The organism is Amycolatopsis sp. TRM77291, from assembly GCF_054166285.1.
This window is the reverse complement of record NZ_JBSZHF010000001.1, coordinates 3,290,621-3,311,108: the sequence shown is the minus strand read 5'-3', so window position 1 is coordinate 3,311,108 and position 20,488 is coordinate 3,290,621. Positions and strand designations below refer to the sequence as shown.

Below are 20,488 nucleotides of genomic sequence, written 5' to 3'. Positions count from 1 at the left end.
CCCCGAGTGCGGATCGCGGGACAAGCGGCACGAAGGAGTGACCAGTGACCATTGACCGCGCGCGCGTGTTGCGTGATCTCATCGACGGCGACGAATTGGTGATCGCTCCAGGGGTCTACGACGGCCTGACCGCCACGCTGGTCGAGCGCGCCGGGTTCCCCGCGGCGTACGTCAGCGGCGCGTCGGCGTCGATCAGCCTCCTCGGCAGGCCCGACATCGGCCTGATGACCGCGAGTGAGGTCGCCGGACATGTCTTCCGATTGCGAGGGGCCACCTCGTTGCCGCTGATCGTGGACATCGACACCGGCTACGGCAACGAGCTCAACGTCCGCCACACGATCGAGACGTGCATCCGGCTGGGTGCAGCCGCGGTCCACATCGAAGACCAGGTCTTCCCGAAACGGTGCGGACACCTCACCGGCAAGACGGTGGTCGACGTCGATCAGGCGGTCGCGAAGGTCCGAGCCGCCGTCGCCGCCCGCGGGTCCGACGAACTCGTGATCATCGCCCGCACCGACGCCTTGACCCCGCTCGGCCTCGACGAGGCGATCGACCGTGGTCGCCAGTTCGCCGACGCGGGCGCCGACATGGTCTTCGTCGAGGCGCCGGAAGACGTCCATCAGCTCGAGCGGATCGCGCGGAGCATCGACGTACCGCTCGTCGTGAACGTGCTGGCGAATTCCCGGACCCCGGTGCTGAAGGCTTCGGACTATTCCGATCTCGGATATCGCCTGGCGATCTACCCGATCATGAACATCGCCGCGGCGACCGCGGTCGTCGGTTCGGCGCTGGCCGGGTTGCGGGAAACCGGGCTGCCACCGCAGGACGCCGCGGGCCCGGCTGAGCTTTTCGGCGTCGTCGGGCTCGACGACTGGCTTCGCTGGCCCGATCGCCTCGACCCCGTGCCGCCGTCGAGCCCGGCGCACGCTACGAAAGGGAGTGCGGTCTGATGGGGGGCCAGGCGTCGATTCCGCTTGTTCTCATGCGGGGTGGCACGAGCAAAGGGCTCTACTTCCACGAGCGTGACCTGCCACCGGTGGGACCGGTCCGGGACGCGCTCCTGAGCCGGCTCATGGGATCTCCGGACATCCTGCAGATCGACGGGCTCGGCGGTTCCCGTCCGGTCACGTCCAAGGTCGCCATCGTCGGGCCTTCGGCGCGCGACGACGCGGACGTCGACTACACCTTCGCGCAGGTCGACATCGAAAGCAGCCAAGTCAGCTACAACGGCAACTGCGGGAACATCTCGTCCGGCGTGGGTCCTTTCGCGATCGACGAAGGACTCGTGCCTGCGCACGACGGTGTCACCACCGTACGCATCCACAACACGAACACCGGCAAGATCCTCACGGCGGAGGTACCGGTCTCGGGTGGGGTGGCCGAAGTGGAGGGTGACATGGCCATTCCCGGGGTTCCGGGAACCGGGGCGGAAATAGTCATGGACTGGTCGGCCACCGTCGGCGCGATGACCGGACGACTCTTGCCGACGGGCTCCGCCGTCGACAAGATCACGCTGGAGGACGGCCGCACCGTCCCGGCTTCGATCGTCGACGCCGGTAATCCGGTGATCTGGCTTCACTCCAGTGATTTCGGCTTGGAGGGCGACGCACGGAGCGAGATCAACGAGGATCATCGCTTCCTCGACCTCGTACGGGAAATGCGCGGGAAGGCCTGCGTCATGCTGGGTCTGTGTGACGACTGGCGGCATAGCGACACGACCGTTCCCGCGGTTCCGATCATCGGTTTCGTCGCGCCTCCGGTCGAGTACCGGACTTTGAACGGCAGGCACATCGAAGCGGCGGACATGGACTTGCGCCTCCACCTCATGTTCATGAACCGCTTGCACGAAAGCGTGGCGGGCACGGCCTCGATCAGCCTGGCCGCCGCGACCCGGATTCCCGGGACGACGGTGTCCGAGGTGACGCGCGACCGTGGTTCGCATGAGCTGCTGATCGGTCATCCGTCGGGCGTCACCACGGTGTCGGTGGTGGTCCGCGACGTCGCGAATGGTGCGGATGATGGGTTCCGCCTGCTCGGCATCAGTCGCACGGCGCGGCGGTTGATGGCCGGGCACGCCTACTATCCCGCCGAACTCACCGTGGATGGGCGATGAGGGGCGGTGGGGGAGCCCGCCACCATGGCCGGCACGCGGAGGAACACCAGCGTAGTCTCGCCGATCCGGACGAGTTCTGGCTCGCCGCGGCCAAGGCGATCGACTGGACGCGCGAACCGTCCGTCGCCTTGGACCCGGCCGAGCCCCCGCTGTACCGCTGGTTCACCGACGGTGAGCTCAATACCACCTACAACGCGCTCGACCGGCACGTGGAGCGCGGTCGCGGCGACCAGCCCGCCCTAATCTGGGACTCACCGATGACCGGTGCCAAACGTACCTTCACCTACGCGCGATTGCTGGACGAGGTCGCGCGGTTCGCGGGGGCGTTGCGCTCGCTCGGCGTCGACAAGGGCGACCGGGTGATCGTGTACCTGCCGATGGTGCCCGAGGCGGTCGTGGCGATGCTGGGCTGCGCGCGGCTGGGAGCGGTGCATTCGGTGGTGTTCGGCGGGTTCGCGCCAAAGGAACTGGCGGCCCGGATCGAGGACGCGAAGCCGAAGGTGATCGTCGCCGCGTCCTGCGGCATCGAGCCGAACCGGGTCGTCGAGTACAAGCCGATCCTCGACGAGGCGCTCGCGGCGACGGATCACCAGCCGGATAAAGTCGTGATGCTGCAACGAGACGCGGCACGCGCGACATTGGGCGACCGGGACGTGGACTGGCAGGAGCTGGTCGCGTCCGCTCCGATGGCAGACCCGGTGCCGGTCGCCGCCACCGACCCGTTGTACATCCTCTACACCTCCGGCACGACAGGGAAACCCAAGGGCGTCGTGCGCGACACAGGCGGGCACGCGGTCGCGCTGGCCTGGTCCATGGGCGCGATCTACGACGTCGGTCCGGGAGACATCTGGTGGACCGCCTCCGACGTCGGCTGGGTGGTCGGGCACTCCTACATCGTGTACGCGCCGTTGCTGGTCGGCGCCACGACGGTGATGTACGAGGGCAAGCCGGTCGGCACTCCGGACGCTGGAGCGTTCTGGCGGGTGATCGCCGAGCACAGGGTGAAGGCGTTGTTCACGGCACCGACCGCGTTGAGGGCGATCAGGCGAGTCGACCCGGATGGCGCCGAGTCGGCGAAGTACGACCTGTCCGCGTTCCGGACTCTGTTCCTGGCCGGTGAGCGGCTCGACCCGGACACCCTGAACTGGGCGGCGGACAAGCTCGGCGTTCCGGTGATCGACCATTGGTGGCAGACCGAGAGCGGCTGGCCGATCGCCGCGAATCCGCGAGGTCTCGAGCCGATGCCGGTCAAGCCGGGTTCGGCGACCAAGCCGATGCCCGGTTACGACGTGCGGATCCTGGATCAGGCCGGAAATCCACTGCCTGTCGGGAAAGAGGGGGCGATCTGCATCAGGCTGCCGATGCCGCCGGGCACGCTCTCGACCTTGTGGGGCGACGACGAGCGCTACGTCCAGGCGTACCTGTCGCGGTACGAAGGCCACTACCTCACCGGTGATTCGGGCTATTTCGACGAAGACGGCTACCTGTTCGTCATGGGGCGCACCGACGACGTCATCAACGTCGCCGGGCACCGCCTTTCCACCGGATCGATGGAGGCCGTGCTGGCCGCTCACCCCGCCGTGGCCGAATGCGCGGTGATCGGGGTGCAAGACCGGCTCAAGGGGCAGCTGCCGCACGGGCTGGTCGTGCTCAAGTCCGGTGTGGACGTCGACGAGGAGACCCTGAAGGCCGAGCTGATCGCGGCCGTGCGCCGGGAGATCGGTCCGGTGGCTGCGTTTCGTCAGGTGTCCATCACGACCGCGCTGCCGAAGACCCGGTCGGGCAAGATCCTCCGGAAGACCATGCGGGGTATCGCGGAAGGCCGGGACGAACCGGTCCCTTCGACGATCGAGGACGCCACGGCACTCGATCGGATCAGGGACATCCTCATCGGCCGGCGGAGCTGAGGTGGCAGTGCGTGACGCCGGTGTGTCCTCAGGACCGGCGTCACGCCATCAGCAGGGTAGGTCAGGCCGACATTCGTGGGTGGATCGCTTATGGGCTGCGCCGCGGAAAGCGGATGTCCTCGGCGCGCCATCTCGCCGATCATGCTGTTCCCTCCGATCCGTTCAGGGCCCAGCGCGGTGATCCGTTTCGCCTCGTCGAGGGCTGGATCGAAAGCGGTCGGGGACGTGCAAGAGCCGCTCCGTCGCGCGGGCATGCGCACGGACGGAGGGGCCGTCACTGGGCCGGACCCCTCCACAGGTCAGGCTCGATCAAGTCTCCGAGTGCGGTGAGTGCCCGGCTGCGACCCACCTTCGCGGTCCGGTCGCCGCGGCCGAGCTCCCCGGCCAGTTCGATGGCCAGCTTCTTACTCTGCTCGGCGCGGACAAGGGCGACAGCGACACGCCATGCGCTTCGCGCCACCGACTGACAGCGAGATGCTTACGAGCGGGCGCGCGATTCTGCGCGCCGCTCGTCGCACCGGGACGGAGTGAAGCAGCCACGGTGCCGGTCATTCCGCGGAGGGCTGGGGCGCCCAGCGCTGCTCGACCTTGCCGACTCGCCACACGGCTACTGCGGCGAGCCAGGTGAGCAGGAACATCCCGACGATGGCGAAGCCCAGTGTGCCGAGGTCCAGCCCGGCGATCCAGGCCAGCGGGCCGTCGGTGAGGTGCAGCCGCTCGGCCAGCAGCCCGACGAGCTGGTATCCGCCGATCAGAAGTGCGATGGCCACGGATAGCCCGGTGATCATCAGGTTGTAGTACACCTTCCGCGCGGGCGAGGCGTAGGACCAGCCGTAGGCGTAGGTCATGACGAAGCCGTTGATGCCGTCGAACAGGGTCATACCTGCGGTGAACAGGACCGGGAGCGTCAGGATGGCGAACCACGGCAGCTGGCCCGCCGCGGCGCCGCCGGCCAGGATCAGGAGCGAAACCTCGGTCGCGGTGTCGAATCCGAGCCCGAAAAGGAATCCCAGTGGGTACATATGCGTCGGTTTGCGGACCCTGCCGATGACACCGCGCAGCAGCCTGGCCAGGAAACCGCGTTCGTCCAGCCGCCGATCCAGCTCCGCGTCGTCGTACTCGCCCCGCCGCATCCGTCGCACCATGCGAAGGATGTGCCGTAGCGCGACCAGGTTGAGCAGCCCGATGAGCAGCAGGAACACGCCGGACACCAGGCTGCCGATGACTCCTGTGGTGGTGTGCAACACGGACTCGTTGTCGGCCACCGGACCGGCGAGCGCCTGCACGCCGAAAGCGAGCAGCACACACAAGCCGACGACGACTGTGGAGTGACCGAGGGCGAACCAGAACCCGACGGACAGCGGCTTGCGGCCTTCGGACATCAGCTTGCGCGTGGTGTTGTCGATCGCGGCGATGTGGTCGGTGTCGAAAGCGTGCCTCGCGCCGAGGACGTACGCGGTGACGCCGAGACCCACGCCGAAGACGTCCGCCTGTCCGATGTGGTACCCGCCGGGGACGACCGCGAGTAGCAGCAGACCCCATCCCAGCAGGTGCAGCGCCAGGATGAAGCCGGACATTCCCGCGACCCGCGCCCGGTTCTGTTCCGTCATCGGCGGACGGCGAACCGGTGCCGGAGTTCGCCGATGCCCTCGACATGGCTGGTGAGCACGTCACCGTCCTGGAGCCACTGCTGTGGTGTCCTCCCGAGCCCGACACCCGACGGAGTGCCGGTGAAGATCACGTCGCCGGGCAAGAGGATCACGGATTCGGACAGTTTCGCGATCAGGGCGGGCACCGAGAAGATCAACTCGCTCGTCCGGGCCAGCTGGACGGGTTCGCCGTTGATCGAGCAGCCCAGCTCGAGGTCGTTCGGATCGGCGAACTCGTCGAGGGTGACGAGCCAGGGACCGATCGGTCCGAAGCCGGGCAGTGACTTGCCGAGACTGAACTGGGGAGGCCGTGTGGCCATCTGGAGGATCCGTTCCGAGATGTCCTGTCCGATCGCATAGCCGGCGACGTGATCCAGCGCGTCTTCGATCGACACGTTGTGTGCGCGCCGTCCGACGATCGCGACGAGTTCGACCTCCCAGTCGGTATGTCCGTGCGGCGGCAACGCGATCTCGCCGTATGGTCCGGTGATGCACGAGGGAAACTTGGTGAACACGGCCGGGTCGTCGACCGGCATCGTGCTTCCCGATTCCTGGACGTGTTCCGCGTAATTGAGTCCGATCGCGAACACCTGGCGCGGAGTCGGTGACGGCGCGCCGAGTCGCGCCCGGTCGATCGGTGCCCCGCCGTGTCGGGCCGCTCCGGCTGCCCACCGCCGGAATTCGTCCCACCGTTGATAGACCTGCTGAGGGTCGGCGCTGAATCGGCCGTCGCTGAGCTTCTCCACGTCGAAGGCCAGTTCGGCGCCGTCGACGGTTTCGACGAGGACAAGCCGTCCGTCGAGATTGGCGATGCGCATGGGTTTCGTTGCCTCCTAGGGCGTTTACGGCTTGTGCGTCCCGTGGTGGTGCAGTGCGTAGTGGCGGCGCAGGAGGTCCTGGCCGTAGTCGCCGCCGTTGGGTGTGCGCACGATCGTGTGTACGTGGAACGGCTCGGGCTCCTCGTTGTCGAGGAACACGCCCTGATGGCAGTCGTACTCGACGAGGAGCACCGGGCTGTGCACCTTGTAGTAGAAGGCGTCCGCGCCGGTGTCTCCGCCGATCCACGTCAGGTAGGTCTCGTCGAGGTGTGCGCGAACGCGGGCCATCATCGCGGCCGCGGGCCCCTCCGGCGCGCGGCCGACGTAGGTGCCGATCAGCGAGAGGAGCAGATCCCGCTGTCCCGGGGAGAGGGAGTCGGCGCGCAATCCTTCGTAGGGGATGACGCGGTTGTCCCTTGCTGCACCGCCCTTGTGCCGCCCGTCGACGAAGTTGACCAGGTCGGCAGGCAGTTCGGCGGACAGCAGGGACCGGTGGAGTACGGCGCGCCCGGCCTGTCGCCGGTCGAGGCTGTTCCGCAGGGCCAGGCCTGCTTCCCGCTCGGCGTCGAACAATCGGGTCCCTCGATGGGTTCCGCGGTCCGCGATGGTCGGTTCGGCGCCGATGAAGGCGGGGGTGAGGACGATTTGGCCGCCAAGGACGAAGCAGTGCAGGACGAGGTGGTGGCCCCACAGCTGCCACCCCCACGGGGCGGTGGCCGAAGGTGTGCCGTAGACGGCGAAGAAGTAGCTGTACTCCTTCAGCGTGTCCGGATACTGCTGGATCAGCTCGCCGAGTGCGGCGTTGAGAGCCATGGCGGCCCGCGCGTCCGCGAATCCTTTGGCGGACAGGCTCGCTTCCATGACCGCGAGGGCAGTTTCACGCTGACCGTGTTCGAGGTCGTCGAGCAGCACGCCGTGTGGTTCCCAGGTCGGGAAGGCGTTGGTCCACAAGCGCCAGTGCTTCGCACCGATGTCGAACCATGCCGCAGACCTCTGCTCGGGAGTGAGGTCCGCCAGGAACCGGTCGGCCGCGTGCGCGGCGGGACGTGGGTCGAAGCCTTCGTCCTGCAACGCGAACAGATCGGGACGGGCGACACCGTCGGTGGTGATCCCGACGAAGGGTTCCTCGGCGGCCGCGACGACGTCGGGAATGAGCGCGACGATCTCGCCGGGCAGGTCGGTGGCGTTCATCCGAACCCCGTTCAAGGCGTAGAGGCCGTCGGGCCGGGGGCCGAATCCGTGGAAACGGCGGTCGTCGAGGTTGCTCATCAGCTGCTCCTTCGGATGTCCAGCAGGTGCCCCAGACGCTCCTTCTTGGTGTGGAGGTAGCTCACGTTCTCCGCCGTGGGGACGGTGGGCAAGGCGACCCGGCCGACGATCTCCAGGCCGTAGGAGTCCAGCCCTTCGTACTTGGCCGGGTTGTTGGTGATCAGCCGCAGCCGTCGCACACCCAGCTGAATGAGGATCTGCGCGCCGATGTCGTAAGTGCGCGAATCGACGGGCAGTCCTTGTGCGACGTTCGCGTCCACTGTGTCCAGCCCTTGTTCCTGGAGGGAGTATGCCCGGATCTTGTGTGCCAGGCCGATTCCGCGACCTTCGTGGCCGCGTAGGTACACGAGTACCCCACTGCCTTCGGCTTGGATCGCCTGGAGGGCCTGATCAAGCTGGGTTCCGCAGTCACACCGGAGTGAGCCGAGGACGTCGCCGGTGAGGCATTCGCTGTGCACGCGCGTGAGCACACCGGCGGGTGTGTTCCCGGCTGCGGCAACGTCGCCGAGCGCGATCGCGAGATGCTCCGAACCATCCAAAGAGGACCGATATCCGTGTACGCGGAACTCGCCGAACCTCGTCGGCAGGGTGGCTGTGGCGACGTGCTCGACGAGGCGTTCGGTGGTCCGGCGATAGCGGATGAGGTCCGCGACCGTCATCATCGGCAAACCGTGTTCTGCGGCGAATGCCGACAGCGAGTCCGCTCGCAGCATCGACCCGTCGGGAGCGACGAGTTCACCGATCACCGCGATCCCACGGCCACCGGCCAGCTTCGAGAGGTCGACCGCGGCCTCGGTGTGTCCCGCTCTGGTCAGCACGCCGCCGGGCCGGGCACGGAGGGGGAACACATGACCCGGCCGCCGCAGTTGCTCCGGTGTGGTCCGTAGGTCGGCCAGTGCGCGGACGCTCGAGGCGCGGTCGGCCGCGGATACGCCGGTACCAGTAGCGATGTGGTCCACGCTGACGGTGAACGCGGTGCCGTGCGTGTCGGTGTTGTCCGCGACCATCTGGGGCAGGCCGAGTTCGTCGCACCGTTCACCGGGCATTGGTACGCACACGATCCCGGTGGTGTGCCGGACGAGGAACGCCATTTGCTCGTCGGTGACGAACTCGGCGACCGCGACGAGGTCGCCTTCGTTCTCCCGATCGGCGTCGTCGATCACGACGACCAGGCCGCCGCCCGCGAGCGTGGAAACGGCACGCTCGACGGCTTCGGCGGACGATCGGCCAGTCATCGCTGCGCTCCGTCCAAGGCGACGGGGGTGCCGAAGGCGCGGCCGTGGTACGTCAGCGGGACGGCGTCGCCGAGTTGCGCCGACACGACAGTGCCCAGTGCGACGACGTGGTCGCCACCGTCGACCAGGTCGTCCACGTCGCAGGCGAGCCAGCCCGACACGCCGTCGAGCCGCGGCAGGTCGTCCGCATGGTGCCAGGCGACGCCGTCGAACTTCGACTCGCCCTTGCGTGCGAAGGTCACCGCTAGCGCGGACTGTGTGCCGGCGAGAACGTTCAACCCGAACCGTCTCGTTTCCCGCACGATGTTCAACAGATCCGAACGCCGGTCGAGAGCGACGAGGACCATGGGCGGTGCCAAGGACAGCGAGGCGAACGCGCTGATCGTCGTCCCGTGTGGACGGCTCCCGTCCATCGCGGTCACCACTGAGACGGGCGTCGGAACCGCGGCCATGACGTCGGTGAAGAGTGCGCGCAGGTCACTGGTCATGATCGGCTCCCGCTGAAGGCCCGCAGCAGAGCGGCGAGGCGTTCCGGCTCGTCGACCATCATCCCGTGTCCACTGTCCGGCAGGATTTCCACCGACCAGCCGGGCAGGTCAGCGGCCCGCAACCAGTCGGCCCACCGCAGGTCGGCCATCCGGTCGTGTTCGCCCCAGGCAGTCAGCACTGGGATCCCGACGTCGGCCAGCACGGGCCGGAAATCGATGGTGCCGAGCTGCGCTAAATACCGTTCAGCGAGATGGATCGGCATGCCCAGGGATTTCTCCAGTAGCCAGCGCGCGGTGGCGTCGTCGGTTCGGTGGAAGAAGGCCTCGGCCATGCCGAGCACCATGGGCACCATCCCGGCGCCGAGTCCTTGCCGCATGGCGGAGAACTCCTCGCGGGTGACACCGATACCGAGATCGTCGTCGGCGACGAACGACGGGATCGCGGGTGCGAGCAGGGCGAGTCGCGCGATCCGGCCGTCGTTGTCGTGCTTCAGCGCGGTCTGGAACACGACGGCGCCACCGAGCGAATGCCCGACGAGCGTGACGTCGGTGAGGTCGAGGTGAGCGAGCAACGCGCTCGTGTCCGCGGCGAGTTCGTCGAGAGTGTAAGTCGAATCGGGTTTGTCCGACGCACCGTGGCCACGCGGATCGAAGGTCACGCACGTGCGATGGGGAGCGAGTTCGCGCACCACCCAGTTCCAGACGTCGAGAGTGTTGGCGAAACCGGGGTGGAACACCAGCGCGGGGCCGGTGCCCGCCACCCGGTAGTGGAGGCGGACGTCGCCGTCCACGGTCATCGTTGCCATGGTCAGGGTTCCTTTCTGCCTCAGCCGAAGCTGCGGGTGGTGGCGGCGAAATCGACCTCGCGATCGGGCGGCGTCCCGGGGAGGGGTTCGGGCACCAACAGGACGAGATGGCTTTCCGGGCCCGGCCCGGCGTTGCGGTTGCGATGCGGCACACCGGCGGGCAGGACCACGAGGTCGTGCTTGACCGCCTGGTAGTGGCGGTCGGCGATATCGATGTCGAGAACGCCGTCGAGGATGAAGTAGAACTGGTCGAAGTCGTGGATGTGCCAGGGAGTGCCGGGCGAGTCCGGTTCGACCGTCGCGAGCCGGAAGGACACCCGGCCGCTGCCGGTTTCCCGGTCGGCGAGGACACGCATGTGGAAGCCCGGCAGGACTTCCTTGGCCGGAATGTCTTCGGCGGCACGGACGTAGCCGGTACCGGGTCCACCTCGTTCGCCAGGTTCGACCGGGGTGGCCAGTGGCCTACCGCGTGGTGGGGGCGGCAGCATGACGTCGAGGTGGAGTTCGGTGCCGCCATGGGGATAGTGGTTGCGGTGCGGGGTCCCGGCGGGGATGAACACGACCGACCCTGCGTCGACGTCGTGGGGGACACCGTTGAGCTCCAACGACATCCGGCCGTCCAGAATGTAGTAGAGCTGGTCGGCGTCGTCGTGTTTGTGGCGCTCGAAGCCCACCGCTCCGTGAGGTGCCCGGACGCCCTCGATGAGGCAGCTCTCGAAGTCGGCGAGCGGCTGGTGGTCGAACGTGTCCCGAGCCAGCGCGCCGGGATCGAACCTGCGGACGAAGTCCATGGTGGATTCCTTTCAGCGGGCGAGATATCCGCCGTCGATCGCGAGGTCGGCGCCCGTCACGAAGCTCGCTTCGTCGGAGGCGAGAAACAGGCAGCCGTACGCGATTTCGCTAGGCTGGGCCGCGCGAGCGAGCGGGGTGACGCCGATGACGGCCGCGCTGGCCGCCGGGTCGTTCGCCTGTGTCAGCGGGGTGTCGACGAAACCCGGGTACACCGCGTTGACCCGGATGCCGTCCTGCGCGTGCGTGATCGCGGCGTTCTTGCTGAGCATCCGCACCGCGCCCTTGGCGGCGTGGTAGGCGGCGAGCCCAGGTACGGCGGCCACGCCCCAGATCGAGCAGACGTTGACGATCGCACCGCCACCAGCGCGCCGCAGGGGCGGGATGACCTCACGCATGCCGAGGAATACACCGGTCTGCGTGACTCCGATGACGTGGTTGTACGTGGCCAGCGCGGTGTCCACGATGCCGTCCGGCGTGCCGATTCCCGCGTTGTTGACGAGCACGTCGAGCCGGCCGTGTTCCCGCTCGGCTCGGGAGACGACGTCACGCCAGTTCGTCTCGGACGATACGTCGAGCTTGACCAGCCCCTGGCCGGCACGGATATCCGTAGCGACGACGATCGCGCCTTCGGCGGTGAACAGTTCGGCGACCGCGGCGCCGATTCCGCTCGCGGCTCCGGTCACCAGGGCCACCTTGCCCGAGAGCCGCCCCGTCATGGGAAGACCCGGTTGTCGGTGCGGTTGACGACGAACCCGAGCCGATGCCGGGCGAAGTTCGCGATCGCGTCGGCGGTGGCTTCGGGGCGTTCTTCCTCGAGCACGTGGGCGGCGTCGTAAACGAAGAGCGCGGCGAATTCCTGGTTCAGCTCCAGGTAACGGCGTGCCAGTGACGTGGGGATACGTCGGTCTTCGGTGCCGAACAGCAACAGCGTCGGTACGGCCAGGGTCCGGTAGGCGTCCTCGAGCTTTTCGTCACGTGGCGTCAGCAGCCTTCCGACGATGTCCGCTTGCTTCGTCGCCGTTTCACGGTCGAGTGGGGACGAGGTGCGCACCTGATCGGGATGGGCGTAGAGGCCGGCGCGGCTGCCGAGCATCGCGTCCACCGTCGGAGGGACGAAACCGTCGGGCAGGATGCAGGTCGGTGCCAGGAGCACGAGTGCGTCGACTTCGCCGGGGTACCGTACCGCTTGCCAGGAGGCGATACGGCTGCCGAACGAAGTACCGGCCAGCGTGTAGCTTTTGCCGGCGACCTGCCGGGCGGCCTCGTGCATCGTGTCGGCGAGTTGGGGAGCTGTTTCGTGGCGGGTGTTGGCCGGGGAGCCGCCGAAGCCGGGTATCTCGAACAGGATCACGCGGAAGTCCCGCGCGAGGAGTTCGTGTGCCGGTGCGACGGCGGGCCCGCCCGCGCCGTGCAAGAACACCAGTGTCGTCCCGGTCCCCGCTTCCAGGTAGCGGATGTCGAAGCCGTCGGCGCGGACGTGGGATTCGGTGAACGTCACGGGAGTGCTGGTCTCAATGGGCATCGGCGTACTCCTCGTCCTGGTCGGCACCGAGGTGCCGGAGTTTCGGCATGACCTCGCGGCCGAACAGCGTCAGGCTGCGGGCGCGTTCGTCTTCGGTCAGACCGCCGCCGGAGAAACCGAGGTCGAAGAGTCCGACCCCGCTCTCTTCGGAGAACTCGGTCAGCTGCCGCACCACGGTGTCGGGGGTGCCGAAGAAGTCGAGCTTGCCGAGGGCGAACCCCGCGGCCGCTCCCTTGGCGTCGGCGTCCCGGTTCTTTCCGTCGGCGTCGGTCCCCAGCTCGGTCGGGGGCGGTGGCCTCAGCTCGGACGCGACGGTCGCGCCACGGCCCATGAACGCCGCAGCCTGCCCGAGCCCGCCCTCGCCGTAGTACCTGTCGGCCAACGCCTTGGCTTCGCGTTCGGTCTCGGCGACGGCGACGTGCGCGCGGTACAGAATGTCCGAGGGCCGGGTCTTGCGGCCGGCTTCGGCACAAGCGTCCTGATAGGACCGGACCAGCTTCGCGGTCAATCCCGCGGGGTAGAAGGAGATCCCGATCTTGTGCCCATGCGCGACGGCGTAGCGGACGGACTCGGGACTGTTGCCCGAACCGTAGATCGGCGGATGCGGACGTTGGGAAACCCCCGGCCACACCGAGATCGTGGGATAGCGGTAGTAGCGGCCCTGCCAGCCGAACGGCTGTGGTTCGGTCAGCGCTTTGGTGATCAGCGCGACCGCCTCCTGCGTCCGGCCACGGGACTCGGCGGGATTGATGTTGTAGGAGACGAACTCGTTGGGGGTCCCGCGCAGTAACAGCAGATCGAGCCTGCCGTGACTGAGCTGGTCGAGCATCGCCGCCTCTTCGGCGGTCCGCAGGGGGTTGCCGATCGATACCAACGGGCCCATCCAGCCGATCCGGACGCGGTTGGTGCGTTGCGTCAACGCGGCTGCGAGCACGGCCGGATTGGGGGTCGGCAGCGAGGGCCAGTAGTGGTGCTCCGACACGCTGACCATGTCGAAACCGAGTTCCTCGGCCAGCGCGGCCTGATCGAGAGCGAAGTCGGTGGAACGTTCACCGATCTCGGCCCGGTACCCCGCCGGGGGCACCGGCCAGCCGGTCTGGGTTCGGTAGTGGGCGGTGTCGCCGTAGATCTGCGAGCACAGAAAGGAGAACTTCATCGCTCGTCTGCCTTTGTGATCGAGCGCAGGGCGGGCATGACTTCCTTCGCATACAGCTCCACCGACCGCTGGGTCTGCTCCTTGGTCAGCTGCCCGAAGGAGAACCAGTTGAGCAGGTGCCCGCAGCCGATCTCCTCGACCTGCGCGACGAGCTGGTCGCGCACGGTCTGCGGCGAGCCGACGATGACGATTCCGGCACTTTGCAGTCCCTCGAACGTCACACCGCCCTCGGACACGAAAGGCCGGAAGAACGACGAGTAGCCCTCGTAGCCCTTGGCCATGTGGTCGATGTCCTCGGGGACGGCCGCGTCCTTGAACAGGCGGAAGACGTGATCCAGTGCAGGTTCCGCGAGTTCGCGTGCCTGCTCGTCGGTGTCGGCGACGAAGACGTTGCGGAGCACGGCCACCTGCTCCGGTGAGGTGGAGTGACCCGCTGCGGCGGCCGCCTCGTTGTAGGCTTTGCGCATGTCGGCGAGGCCCGAGCTGGGCAGGAACGACATCGCCATCCGGTATCCCTTGGAGGCCGCCCAGGTGATCGTGGCGGGGCTCAGTGCGGTGACCCAGATCCTCGGCGGGTTCTTCGGCCGCGGATAGAGCGACGCGTCGTCGTAGTCGAAGAACCGGCCGTGGTGGGTGAAGCGAGGCTGGTCCCACGCCTTGTGCATCAGTTCGAGGGATTCCTCGAACCAGGCCCGGGTGTCCTCGAGGGGGAAGCCTTCTTTCCGGAACTCGAAGTCGTCCGAACCCCGGCCGAGGCCTACTTCGAGCCTGCCCTTGGTCAGGTAGTCCAGCATGGCGGTCTCCTCGGCGAGCCGCCGGGGGTTGTGAAAGGCGGTCACGTTGCACATCACGCCGAGGTGCATAGTGTTCGTGCGCTGCGCGACCGCCGAGACGAGAAGATTCGGCGAAGGGCTCATGTTGTACGCGGTGAAATGGTGTTCCGAGAAGAAGACGCCGTCATAGCCGAGTTCTTCCGCGCCTGCCCAGGTTTCGAGGTGCCAGTCGTATTCTTCCTGCACCAATTCCGGGTCGAGACCCTCCGGTCGCGAATCATAGGGATAATTGAAGATGTCGAACAACCAGGATTTGACCATGGGCAAAGAGTAGGAAGGCTTCCGTCCGCGTGGTGTCCGGTATTCGCCGGTGAGGTGCCGGTTTTCGTGGTCATTGGGCGAGGAAGCCGCCATCGACGGCGATCGAGGCGCCGGTCACGAACGACGAGGCCTCGGAAGCGAGCCACAGTACGGCGTTCGCGATGTCGGCGGGTGCCGCGAGCCGTCCGATGGGGTGTTTCGCGGTCGCCATCTCCAGAAAGCCGGGTACCTCCTGTTCGATGGCCTCTACCATCGGCGTGCGGACCACGCCGGGCAGGAGGGCGTTGACTCGGATTCCCCGGGACGAGTACTCGAGTGCCGCGGTCTTTGTCAGGCCGATGACCCCGTGTTTCGAGGCGACGTAAGCGGACTGGCCCTCGAACGCGACGACCCCGAGCCCGGACGAGGTGTTGATGATGGAGCCACCGGCTCCTTGGAGCATGGCGGGGATCTGCGCTCGCATCGCCAGGAAGACGCCGGAGAGGTTGACGGCGACGACCCGGTTGAACTGTTCGGGTGTGACATCGGCCAGATAGGGGCCGTTCAGTTCGATTCCGGCGTTGTTGTGCGCGACGTCGACGCGACCGTGGAGTTCCATCGTCCGGTCCACGAGCCGGTCCATTGAATCGGGGTCGCTCACATCGGCGCGTACATAGGTGACTCGGTTTTTCTCGCCCGCGTAAGCGACGGTTTCCCGGCCCGCCGCTTCGTCGAGATCAGCGGCGATCACCAGTGCGCCACCGACGGCGAACCGTTTCACGGTTTCCCGGCCGATTCCTCCGCCCGCCCCCGTGACGATGACGACCTTGCCTTCGAGATCCGGGTACATGGCGACACTCCTTCGCGTTCACCGACTGGGTCGTCGGACAGCGTAGGAACGGTGACGCTTTTCCTGGATCCGTTTCGCGACCGGGATGAGCCGGAATGCGCCGGATCGCCGGGCTGCTATTTACGCAAGGTGACGGAGGGTGCCTCGTTGTACCTCTCACGGTAGGCGCTCGCGAACCGTCCATAGTGGTGGAATCCCCATCGCCGCGCGATCGACGCCGCCGTGGCCGCGTCGGCGTCGGCGCGCTCGAGTTCGGACCGCGCCCCGGCCATCCTGATCTTGCGGAGGTAGGTCATCGGAGGCATTCCGACGTGTTTGCGGAATCCCGCTTCCAGCGCGCGCACGCTCAGCCTCGCCGCCCGGGCCAGATCCGCGACGCCGGTGATCTCGGTGGGATTAGACTCCATGAACTCGATGGCGTCGCGGATTTGACTCGGTGCGACGGGTTTCGCCGGGCGTCTCAACAGTTCGCTGTAGTTGTGGGGCTGGGCCAGCAGGAGACCGGTCATCACCAGCCGTGCCAGCCCAGCGCCCATCGTGGGGTCCGAGGTGATGCCGTCGGGCCGGCCCAGTTCGCCGCGCACCAAGGTCAAGGTGCGCAACAGCGGCCGGACGGAGGGGGCGGTGAGGTCCATCCCGAGATCGAACCGGATGGGTCCGGCCAGCGGACGGTCCAGCATGGTCGTCAGCAGTTCCTCCAGCTGGGTGGGCGCGAACCGGACGGTGAGTACCCGGCAGTCGTCGCTCCAGTTCTCGAAGAACACCGGGACGCCGGCGCTGATCGCGGCGCCGATCCGGTTCGCCGAAGCCTCGACCTGTGTCCGCGCGGAACCGATCCGCAGACGGCCGGTCACCGGGAGGCACAGGACGTACCGCTCCATCGGTGGTGCCGTCACGATGACGTCCGTGCCGTAGGAGAGGTAGTTCAGCCGGAGATTGGGCAGGGCGTTGGTCCACATGACCATGTCCAGCGGCCGTCTGGTGTCGGCGATCTCCAACCGCCCCGGCTGGTAGTTCTCCGTGATCGCCTCCACCGCTCGGTCCACATCGGTGGTGCGCAGCACCCGGCCGGCCGGTTCGCCGATCGTGTCCGGCACATCCCATGGACCCGGTTCGGCGGGATTCGGCGGCGTCATCATCGACATGGCCTTCACCTCGGCGGTCTTCCTGTGCATCGCAGCACCGCGATGTGGTACTCAGTCCGGCTGACGCCAAGGTAGGTCGCGACGGCGGTCGTGTACAGCCGCCTTTCGCCGTCGGACAGCCGGAACCCGCCGTGGCGGCTGGTCAGCCGCCGATCGGGACGAGCGCGACCACCGGGATGACCCGGTCGGTCATCCGCTGGTACTCGGCGAAGCCGGGGTAACGCTCCGCTTGGACGCGGTACTTCTCGTCGCGTTCGGCGCCCGCCAATTCGACGGCGCTCACGTCCAGTTCCCGGTCGCCGACCTCGATGCGTGCCCGTGGTTCGGCCCGCAGGTTCCAGTACCAGTCGGGATTGCGGTCGGAGCCCGCTTTGGAGGCGAAGACGAGGTAGCGGTCACCGTCGGCCATGTACATCATCGGGTTCACCCGGGGCTTGCCGCTACGGGCACCGGTGGTGTGCAGCAACAACAGTGGTGCACCGGCGAACGGCCCGCCCACTTTTCCTTTGTTCCGGCGGAATTCGGCGATGGTGCGCTCGTTGAACGCCGCGACGTCGGTCATGGTGTCGTACCTCGATTCTCAAGGGTGTCGTAGGCGGCACGGAGGTGGTCGCCGATCATCGTGATGGCGGTGCGGGCGGTCTCCACGGGTTTGACATGGGTGAAGCCGTGGTCGGAGTCGGCGAATTCGTGGTAGGTGACGTCGACCCCGTTCGCGGCGGCCTCGTCGGCGAGGGCCCGCATGTCGTGGCGAAGGGTGTCGAGACCACCGGTGAGGATCAGCAGCGGCGGGAAGTCACCCAGCTTCGGGTACTTGGCGGGGGAGACGACCGGATCGGTCAGATCGGCGCCGAGAAAGTAGGTCTCGCGGATCATCCGCATCATCCACGGACCGATGATCGGCATTCTCCGCGGCGAGGTGCGGCTTTCGTCGGGAAGAGAAATGTCGGAGACCCCGTATTCCAGGCTGGCCGCCACCGGCGCGGGCCGCTCGTCCTGCAAGGCCTGGACGAGAACGCTGAGCGAGAGTTTGGCGCCCGCGCTGGCCCCGCCGACCGACACCCTGCTCCCGTCCCAGCCTCGCCTGCCCGCCTGGTCGATGATCCACAAGTAGGCGTCGTAGCACTCCTGTTCGGCGACGGGAAACCGGATCTGCGGGCCCACGTCGTAGTCGGGAAGAAGCACGTAGCAGCCCACCTCGCTGGCAAGGTACCTGGCGACGTTGTCCTCTTGCTCCGGATAGCGCACCACGAACGCTCCGCCGTGCACTAGCAGGTGGACGGGCGGACGGCGCCCCGCCGCGAGCTGCGCTTCGATGTCCGCGGGCAGGGGCGAGTAGAGCAGGGCGGGGATGTCGCCGTGCCGGGTCGGGATCGTGATCCGCTCCGGTCCGGCGACGGGTTTCGTCGCGAACTGCAGTTTCGGCGATTTGAGCGCGAGCCGGGTGACGACCGGGTAGACCGCCTGGAACGTGCGGGCCAGCAACGCGGGCCGCCAGGCGACAGTTGGTTCCTTGAACGGCATTTCGGGCTCCTAAGCCGGCAGTGCCGGATAGTCGGTGTAGCCGCGGTGGTCGCCGCCGTAGAACGTGGCCTTGTCGGGATCGTTGAACGGGCCGCCGTCGGCGAGGCGGCGGGGCAGGTCGGGGTTGGCCAGGAACAGCGCGCCGAAGGAGATCAGGTCCGCGGTGCCGTCCTGGACCAGATCGAGGGATTCCGGCCCGGTCGGCTCCGGATAGGTGAACGGGTTGAGTACGAACACACCGGGCCAGTCCTTGCGCAGCCGCCGGGTCAGCTCCCTGTCGGGACCTTCCAAGAGGTGCAGGTAGGCCAGCTCGAGCGGGGCGAGCTCAGCGACCAGAGACGTGTAGGTGCGTTCGACGTCGGCGGAGTCGGTCTCGGCGATGTCGTTCAGCGGATTGCCCGGGGAAATGCGGAAACCGGTCCGGTTACCGCCGATGGCCTCTGCGACCGCCTTGGCGACCTTGGCGCCGAGACGGATCCGGCCGGCCACCGAGCCGCCCCAGCCGTCGCTCCGCACGTTGGCGTTCGGGGCGAGGAACTGGTGGATCAGGTAGCCGTTCGCGCCGTGGATCTCCACGCCGTCGAACCCGGCGGCGATCGCGTTGCGGGCGGCCTGGGCGAAGTCGGCGATCGTCTCCTCGATTTCGTCCTCGGTCAGTTCCTTCGGGGTGACGTAGTCCTGCATGCCCTGATGGGTGAAGACCTGGCCCTGGGGCCGGACCGGGGACGGGCCGACCGGGACGAGACCGTCGGGCAGCAGGCTCGGATGGCCGATCCGGCCGGTGTGCATGAGCTGGGCGAAGATCGTGCCGCCCTCGGCGTGGACGGCGTCGGTCACGTGTCGCCAGGCGTCGACCTGTTCGGCGGAGTGCAGACCGGGGGTGTCGGGGTAGCCCTGCCCGATCGCCGAGGGTTGGGTCCCTTCGGTGATGATCAGGCCGGCGGACGCCCGCTGGGCGTAGTAGGTCGCGGTCAGGTCGGTCACCGTGGCGCCGGGCCCGTAGGCGCGGCTGCGCGTCATCGGCGACATCGCGATGCGGTTGGGCAGGCGCTTGCCCGCCAGGTCGACGGGGTCGAAAGCGGTGGTCATTTCAGGTTCCTCTCGTGCTTTCAGGGGATCAGGACGGTCTTGCCGACGAGGCGCCCCGAAGCCGCTTCGTCGTGGACGGCGGGGAGGTCCGTCAGCGGCCGTCGATCGGCGACATGGATCCGCAGCGTTCCCGCGTCGACGCGGGACACGAGCTCGGCCAGCCGGTCGGCGTTGCTGACGACGAACACGCGAGCCGTGCGGACGCCGCGCGCGGGGTTCTCCGGCGGCGGAGTGGTGGTGCTGACCAGCGCGCCGCCGTCGGCGACCAGATCGACCAGCGCCGCGGTCTCCTCCGGCGTGGTGGGCACGAGGTTGACCACGACGTCGAACGGTCCGCCGTCCGCGGTGAACGGGTTGGCGGTGAAGTCGAGATGACCGATGATCCGGTCGGCTCCGTAGCCACGGAGGCGTTCTTCGTGGCGAGGACTCGAGGTCGCGGTGACGGTCGCGCCTGCTTCGTGGGCGAGCTGAACGACGTAGCCACCGACTGACCCGCCGGCACCGTTGACCAAGATCGACTGGCCCGCCTTCAAGCGCGCGTCGTCGAACAGTGCCTGCAAGGCGGTCAGCCCACCGACCGGGAGCGCGGCGGCGTCGGTCAGCTCGGCCGTCCGCGGCGCGGCGGCCAAGGCGTCGGCCGGGGCGATCGCGTACTCGGCGGCCGCACCGTCGGCGTTCATCGGCAGGAAGGCCACGACCGCGTCACCGACCTGATGACTGTCGACCCCGGGACCCAGCTCGGCGACAGTTCCGGCGACCTCGATACCCGGCACGTGCGGGAAGGTCAGCGGGAACACCTCCCGCAGGCCACCGGCGCGGATCCCGATGTCGACCGGGTTGAACGAGGTGGCGGCCACCTTCACCAGCACCTGCCCCTCGGCGGGCGTCGGCCTCTCGGCCTCTTCGTGGATCAGTACTTCGCTGCCGCCGTAGCGGTGATAGCGCACTGCTTTCATGACATCCTCCCTAGCTGCTTCAATGTCGAAGCAAGTTCGAGAGTACTGTGCTTCGATTTCGAAGCAAGTGATCGAAGGTGTGAGGGTCGCCACAAT

At 67.6% G+C, this 20,488-nt stretch carries 20 protein-coding genes; 3 read left to right on the top strand and 17 right to left on the bottom strand.

Translation table 11 applies throughout. The features are described from left to right. The first annotated feature begins 44 nt into the window (after window positions 1-44). Genes ACXIZN_RS15565 through ACXIZN_RS15555 form a run of 3 tightly spaced genes read left to right on the top strand, consistent with a single transcriptional unit; the run spans window position 45 to window position 4,020 of the window. Entirely contained in the window at window positions 45-950 is a 906-nt protein-coding gene (locus ACXIZN_RS15565; RefSeq protein WP_457955231.1) for an isocitrate lyase/PEP mutase family protein, read from the top strand. Next, complete coding sequence (locus ACXIZN_RS15560) at window positions 950-2,113, top strand: PrpF domain-containing protein (RefSeq protein WP_457955229.1); 1,164 nt, start codon at window positions 950-952, stop codon at window positions 2,111-2,113. Before ACXIZN_RS15565 ends, ACXIZN_RS15560 begins: the two co-directional genes overlap by 1 nt. After that, window positions 2,110-4,020: a propionyl-CoA synthetase gene (locus ACXIZN_RS15555; RefSeq protein WP_457955227.1), complete on the top strand. Its 1,911-nt coding sequence runs from the start codon at window positions 2,110-2,112 to the stop codon at window positions 4,018-4,020. The genes ACXIZN_RS15560 and ACXIZN_RS15555 overlap by 4 nt, the downstream gene beginning before the upstream one ends. Before the next feature lie 548 nt (window positions 4,021-4,568). On the opposite strand, the gene nicT is transcribed toward ACXIZN_RS15555, so the two are convergent. From nicT to ACXIZN_RS15470, 17 genes are all read right to left on the bottom strand, one after another. Beyond that, a complete protein-coding gene (gene nicT / locus ACXIZN_RS15550) occupies window positions 4,569-5,630 on the bottom strand; it encodes a Nickel transporter NicT (RefSeq protein WP_457955226.1) in 1,062 nt (353 codons plus the stop codon). Next, window positions 5,627-6,487 carry a fumarylacetoacetate hydrolase family protein gene (locus tag ACXIZN_RS15545; protein WP_457955224.1) on the bottom strand — a complete coding sequence of 287 codons (861 nt, stop codon included), beginning with the start codon at window positions 6,485-6,487 and terminating at the stop codon, window positions 5,627-5,629. The genes nicT and ACXIZN_RS15545 overlap by 4 nt, the downstream gene beginning before the upstream one ends. A gap of 24 nt (window positions 6,488-6,511) precedes the next feature. Then, on the bottom strand, window positions 6,512-7,756 hold the full coding sequence (locus tag ACXIZN_RS15540; RefSeq protein ID WP_457955222.1) for a DUF3500 domain-containing protein: 1,245 nt from the start codon (window positions 7,754-7,756) through the stop codon (window positions 6,512-6,514). Then, on the bottom strand, window positions 7,756-8,991 hold the full coding sequence (locus ACXIZN_RS15535; protein ID WP_457955220.1) for a bifunctional 3,4-dihydroxy-2-butanone-4-phosphate synthase/GTP cyclohydrolase II: 1,236 nt from the start codon (window positions 8,989-8,991) through the stop codon (window positions 7,756-7,758). The genes ACXIZN_RS15540 and ACXIZN_RS15535 overlap by 1 nt, the downstream gene beginning before the upstream one ends. After that, window positions 8,988-9,479: a flavin reductase family protein gene (locus ACXIZN_RS15530; protein WP_457955219.1), complete on the bottom strand. Its 492-nt coding sequence runs from the start codon at window positions 9,477-9,479 to the stop codon at window positions 8,988-8,990. Before ACXIZN_RS15530 ends, ACXIZN_RS15535 begins: the two co-directional genes overlap by 4 nt. Continuing rightward, window positions 9,476-10,285 (bottom strand): alpha/beta fold hydrolase, encoded by an 810-nt coding sequence (locus ACXIZN_RS15525; RefSeq protein ID WP_457955217.1) that lies wholly within the window; start codon window positions 10,283-10,285, stop codon window positions 9,476-9,478. The genes ACXIZN_RS15530 and ACXIZN_RS15525 overlap by 4 nt, the downstream gene beginning before the upstream one ends. A 20-nt stretch (window positions 10,286-10,305) precedes the next feature. Continuing rightward, window positions 10,306-11,076 carry a cupin domain-containing protein gene (locus tag ACXIZN_RS15520; RefSeq protein ID WP_457955216.1) on the bottom strand — a complete coding sequence of 257 codons (771 nt, stop codon included), beginning with the start codon at window positions 11,074-11,076 and terminating at the stop codon, window positions 10,306-10,308. Window positions 11,077-11,088: 12 nt separating this feature from the next. Continuing rightward, complete coding sequence (locus ACXIZN_RS15515) at window positions 11,089-11,760, bottom strand: SDR family oxidoreductase (RefSeq protein ID WP_457955214.1); 672 nt, start codon at window positions 11,758-11,760, stop codon at window positions 11,089-11,091. Window positions 11,761-11,789: 29 nt separating this feature from the next. Beyond that, entirely contained in the window at window positions 11,790-12,599 is an 810-nt protein-coding gene (locus ACXIZN_RS15510; protein WP_457955212.1) for an alpha/beta fold hydrolase, read from the bottom strand. Continuing rightward, window positions 12,589-13,755 (bottom strand): LLM class flavin-dependent oxidoreductase, encoded by a 1,167-nt coding sequence (locus ACXIZN_RS15505; RefSeq protein WP_457955210.1) that lies wholly within the window; start codon window positions 13,753-13,755, stop codon window positions 12,589-12,591. Before ACXIZN_RS15505 ends, ACXIZN_RS15510 begins: the two co-directional genes overlap by 11 nt. Continuing rightward, window positions 13,752-14,849, bottom strand: coding sequence for an LLM class flavin-dependent oxidoreductase (locus tag ACXIZN_RS15500; RefSeq protein ID WP_457955208.1), 1,098 nt, complete (start codon window positions 14,847-14,849; stop codon window positions 13,752-13,754). The genes ACXIZN_RS15505 and ACXIZN_RS15500 overlap by 4 nt, the downstream gene beginning before the upstream one ends. A gap of 70 nt (window positions 14,850-14,919) precedes the next feature. Next, a complete protein-coding gene (locus ACXIZN_RS15495; RefSeq protein WP_457955207.1) occupies window positions 14,920-15,678 on the bottom strand; it encodes an SDR family NAD(P)-dependent oxidoreductase in 759 nt (252 codons plus the stop codon). A 116-nt stretch (window positions 15,679-15,794) separates the two neighbouring features. Further along, window positions 15,795-16,853 (bottom strand): AraC family transcriptional regulator, encoded by a 1,059-nt coding sequence (locus ACXIZN_RS15490; RefSeq protein WP_457955205.1) that lies wholly within the window; start codon window positions 16,851-16,853, stop codon window positions 15,795-15,797. A 112-nt stretch (window positions 16,854-16,965) separates the two neighbouring features. Then, the gene (locus ACXIZN_RS15485; protein ID WP_457955204.1) at window positions 16,966-17,385 is read right to left on the bottom strand and encodes a nitroreductase family deazaflavin-dependent oxidoreductase; all 420 of its coding nucleotides are present in this window, start codon (window positions 17,383-17,385) and stop codon (window positions 16,966-16,968) included. Next, the gene (locus ACXIZN_RS15480) at window positions 17,382-18,347 is read right to left on the bottom strand and encodes an alpha/beta hydrolase (RefSeq protein WP_457955202.1); all 966 of its coding nucleotides are present in this window, start codon (window positions 18,345-18,347) and stop codon (window positions 17,382-17,384) included. Before ACXIZN_RS15480 ends, ACXIZN_RS15485 begins: the two co-directional genes overlap by 4 nt. 9 nt (window positions 18,348-18,356) lie before the next feature. Next, window positions 18,357-19,436 (bottom strand): alkene reductase, encoded by a 1,080-nt coding sequence (locus ACXIZN_RS15475; protein ID WP_457955200.1) that lies wholly within the window; start codon window positions 19,434-19,436, stop codon window positions 18,357-18,359. A 20-nt stretch (window positions 19,437-19,456) separates the two neighbouring features. Continuing rightward, a complete protein-coding gene (locus ACXIZN_RS15470; RefSeq protein WP_457955199.1) occupies window positions 19,457-20,392 on the bottom strand; it encodes an NADP-dependent oxidoreductase in 936 nt (311 codons plus the stop codon). Between the last annotated feature and the right edge of the window lie 96 nt (window positions 20,393-20,488).

What these genes read in the sequence shown, in the direction of transcription:
- nicT (WP_457955226.1), bottom strand. Translation starts at nt 5,630, where the DNA reads ATGACGGAACAGAACCGGGCGCGGGTCGCGGGAATGTCCGGCTTCATC.
- ACXIZN_RS15480 (WP_457955202.1), bottom strand. Translation starts at nt 18,347, where the DNA reads ATGCCGTTCAAGGAACCAACTGTCGCCTGGCGGCCCGCGTTGCTGGCC.
- ACXIZN_RS15545 (WP_457955224.1), bottom strand. Translation starts at nt 6,487, where the DNA reads ATGCGCATCGCCAATCTCGACGGACGGCTTGTCCTCGTCGAAACCGTC.
- ACXIZN_RS15525 (WP_457955217.1), bottom strand. Translation starts at nt 10,285, where the DNA reads ATGGCAACGATGACCGTGGACGGCGACGTCCGCCTCCACTACCGGGTG.
- ACXIZN_RS15505 (WP_457955210.1), bottom strand. Translation starts at nt 13,755, where the DNA reads ATGAAGTTCTCCTTTCTGTGCTCGCAGATCTACGGCGACACCGCCCAC.
- ACXIZN_RS15555 (WP_457955227.1), top strand. Translation starts at nt 2,110, where the DNA reads ATGAGGGGCGGTGGGGGAGCCCGCCACCATGGCCGGCACGCGGAGGAA.
- ACXIZN_RS15530 (WP_457955219.1), bottom strand. Translation starts at nt 9,479, where the DNA reads ATGACCAGTGACCTGCGCGCACTCTTCACCGACGTCATGGCCGCGGTT.
- ACXIZN_RS15510 (WP_457955212.1), bottom strand. Translation starts at nt 12,599, where the DNA reads ATGCCCATTGAGACCAGCACTCCCGTGACGTTCACCGAATCCCACGTC.
- ACXIZN_RS15495 (WP_457955207.1), bottom strand. Translation starts at nt 15,678, where the DNA reads ATGTACCCGGATCTCGAAGGCAAGGTCGTCATCGTCACGGGGGCGGGC.
- ACXIZN_RS15500 (WP_457955208.1), bottom strand. Translation starts at nt 14,849, where the DNA reads ATGGTCAAATCCTGGTTGTTCGACATCTTCAATTATCCCTATGATTCG.
- ACXIZN_RS15520 (WP_457955216.1), bottom strand. Translation starts at nt 11,076, where the DNA reads ATGGACTTCGTCCGCAGGTTCGATCCCGGCGCGCTGGCTCGGGACACG.
- ACXIZN_RS15485 (WP_457955204.1), bottom strand. Translation starts at nt 17,385, where the DNA reads ATGACCGACGTCGCGGCGTTCAACGAGCGCACCATCGCCGAATTCCGC.
- ACXIZN_RS15560 (WP_457955229.1), top strand. Translation starts at nt 950, where the DNA reads ATGGGGGGCCAGGCGTCGATTCCGCTTGTTCTCATGCGGGGTGGCACG.
- ACXIZN_RS15475 (WP_457955200.1), bottom strand. Translation starts at nt 19,436, where the DNA reads ATGACCACCGCTTTCGACCCCGTCGACCTGGCGGGCAAGCGCCTGCCC.
- ACXIZN_RS15535 (WP_457955220.1), bottom strand. Translation starts at nt 8,991, where the DNA reads ATGACTGGCCGATCGTCCGCCGAAGCCGTCGAGCGTGCCGTTTCCACG.
- ACXIZN_RS15490 (WP_457955205.1), bottom strand. Translation starts at nt 16,853, where the DNA reads ATGCACAGGAAGACCGCCGAGGTGAAGGCCATGTCGATGATGACGCCG.
- ACXIZN_RS15470 (WP_457955199.1), bottom strand. Translation starts at nt 20,392, where the DNA reads ATGAAAGCAGTGCGCTATCACCGCTACGGCGGCAGCGAAGTACTGATC.
- ACXIZN_RS15540 (WP_457955222.1), bottom strand. Translation starts at nt 7,756, where the DNA reads ATGAGCAACCTCGACGACCGCCGTTTCCACGGATTCGGCCCCCGGCCC.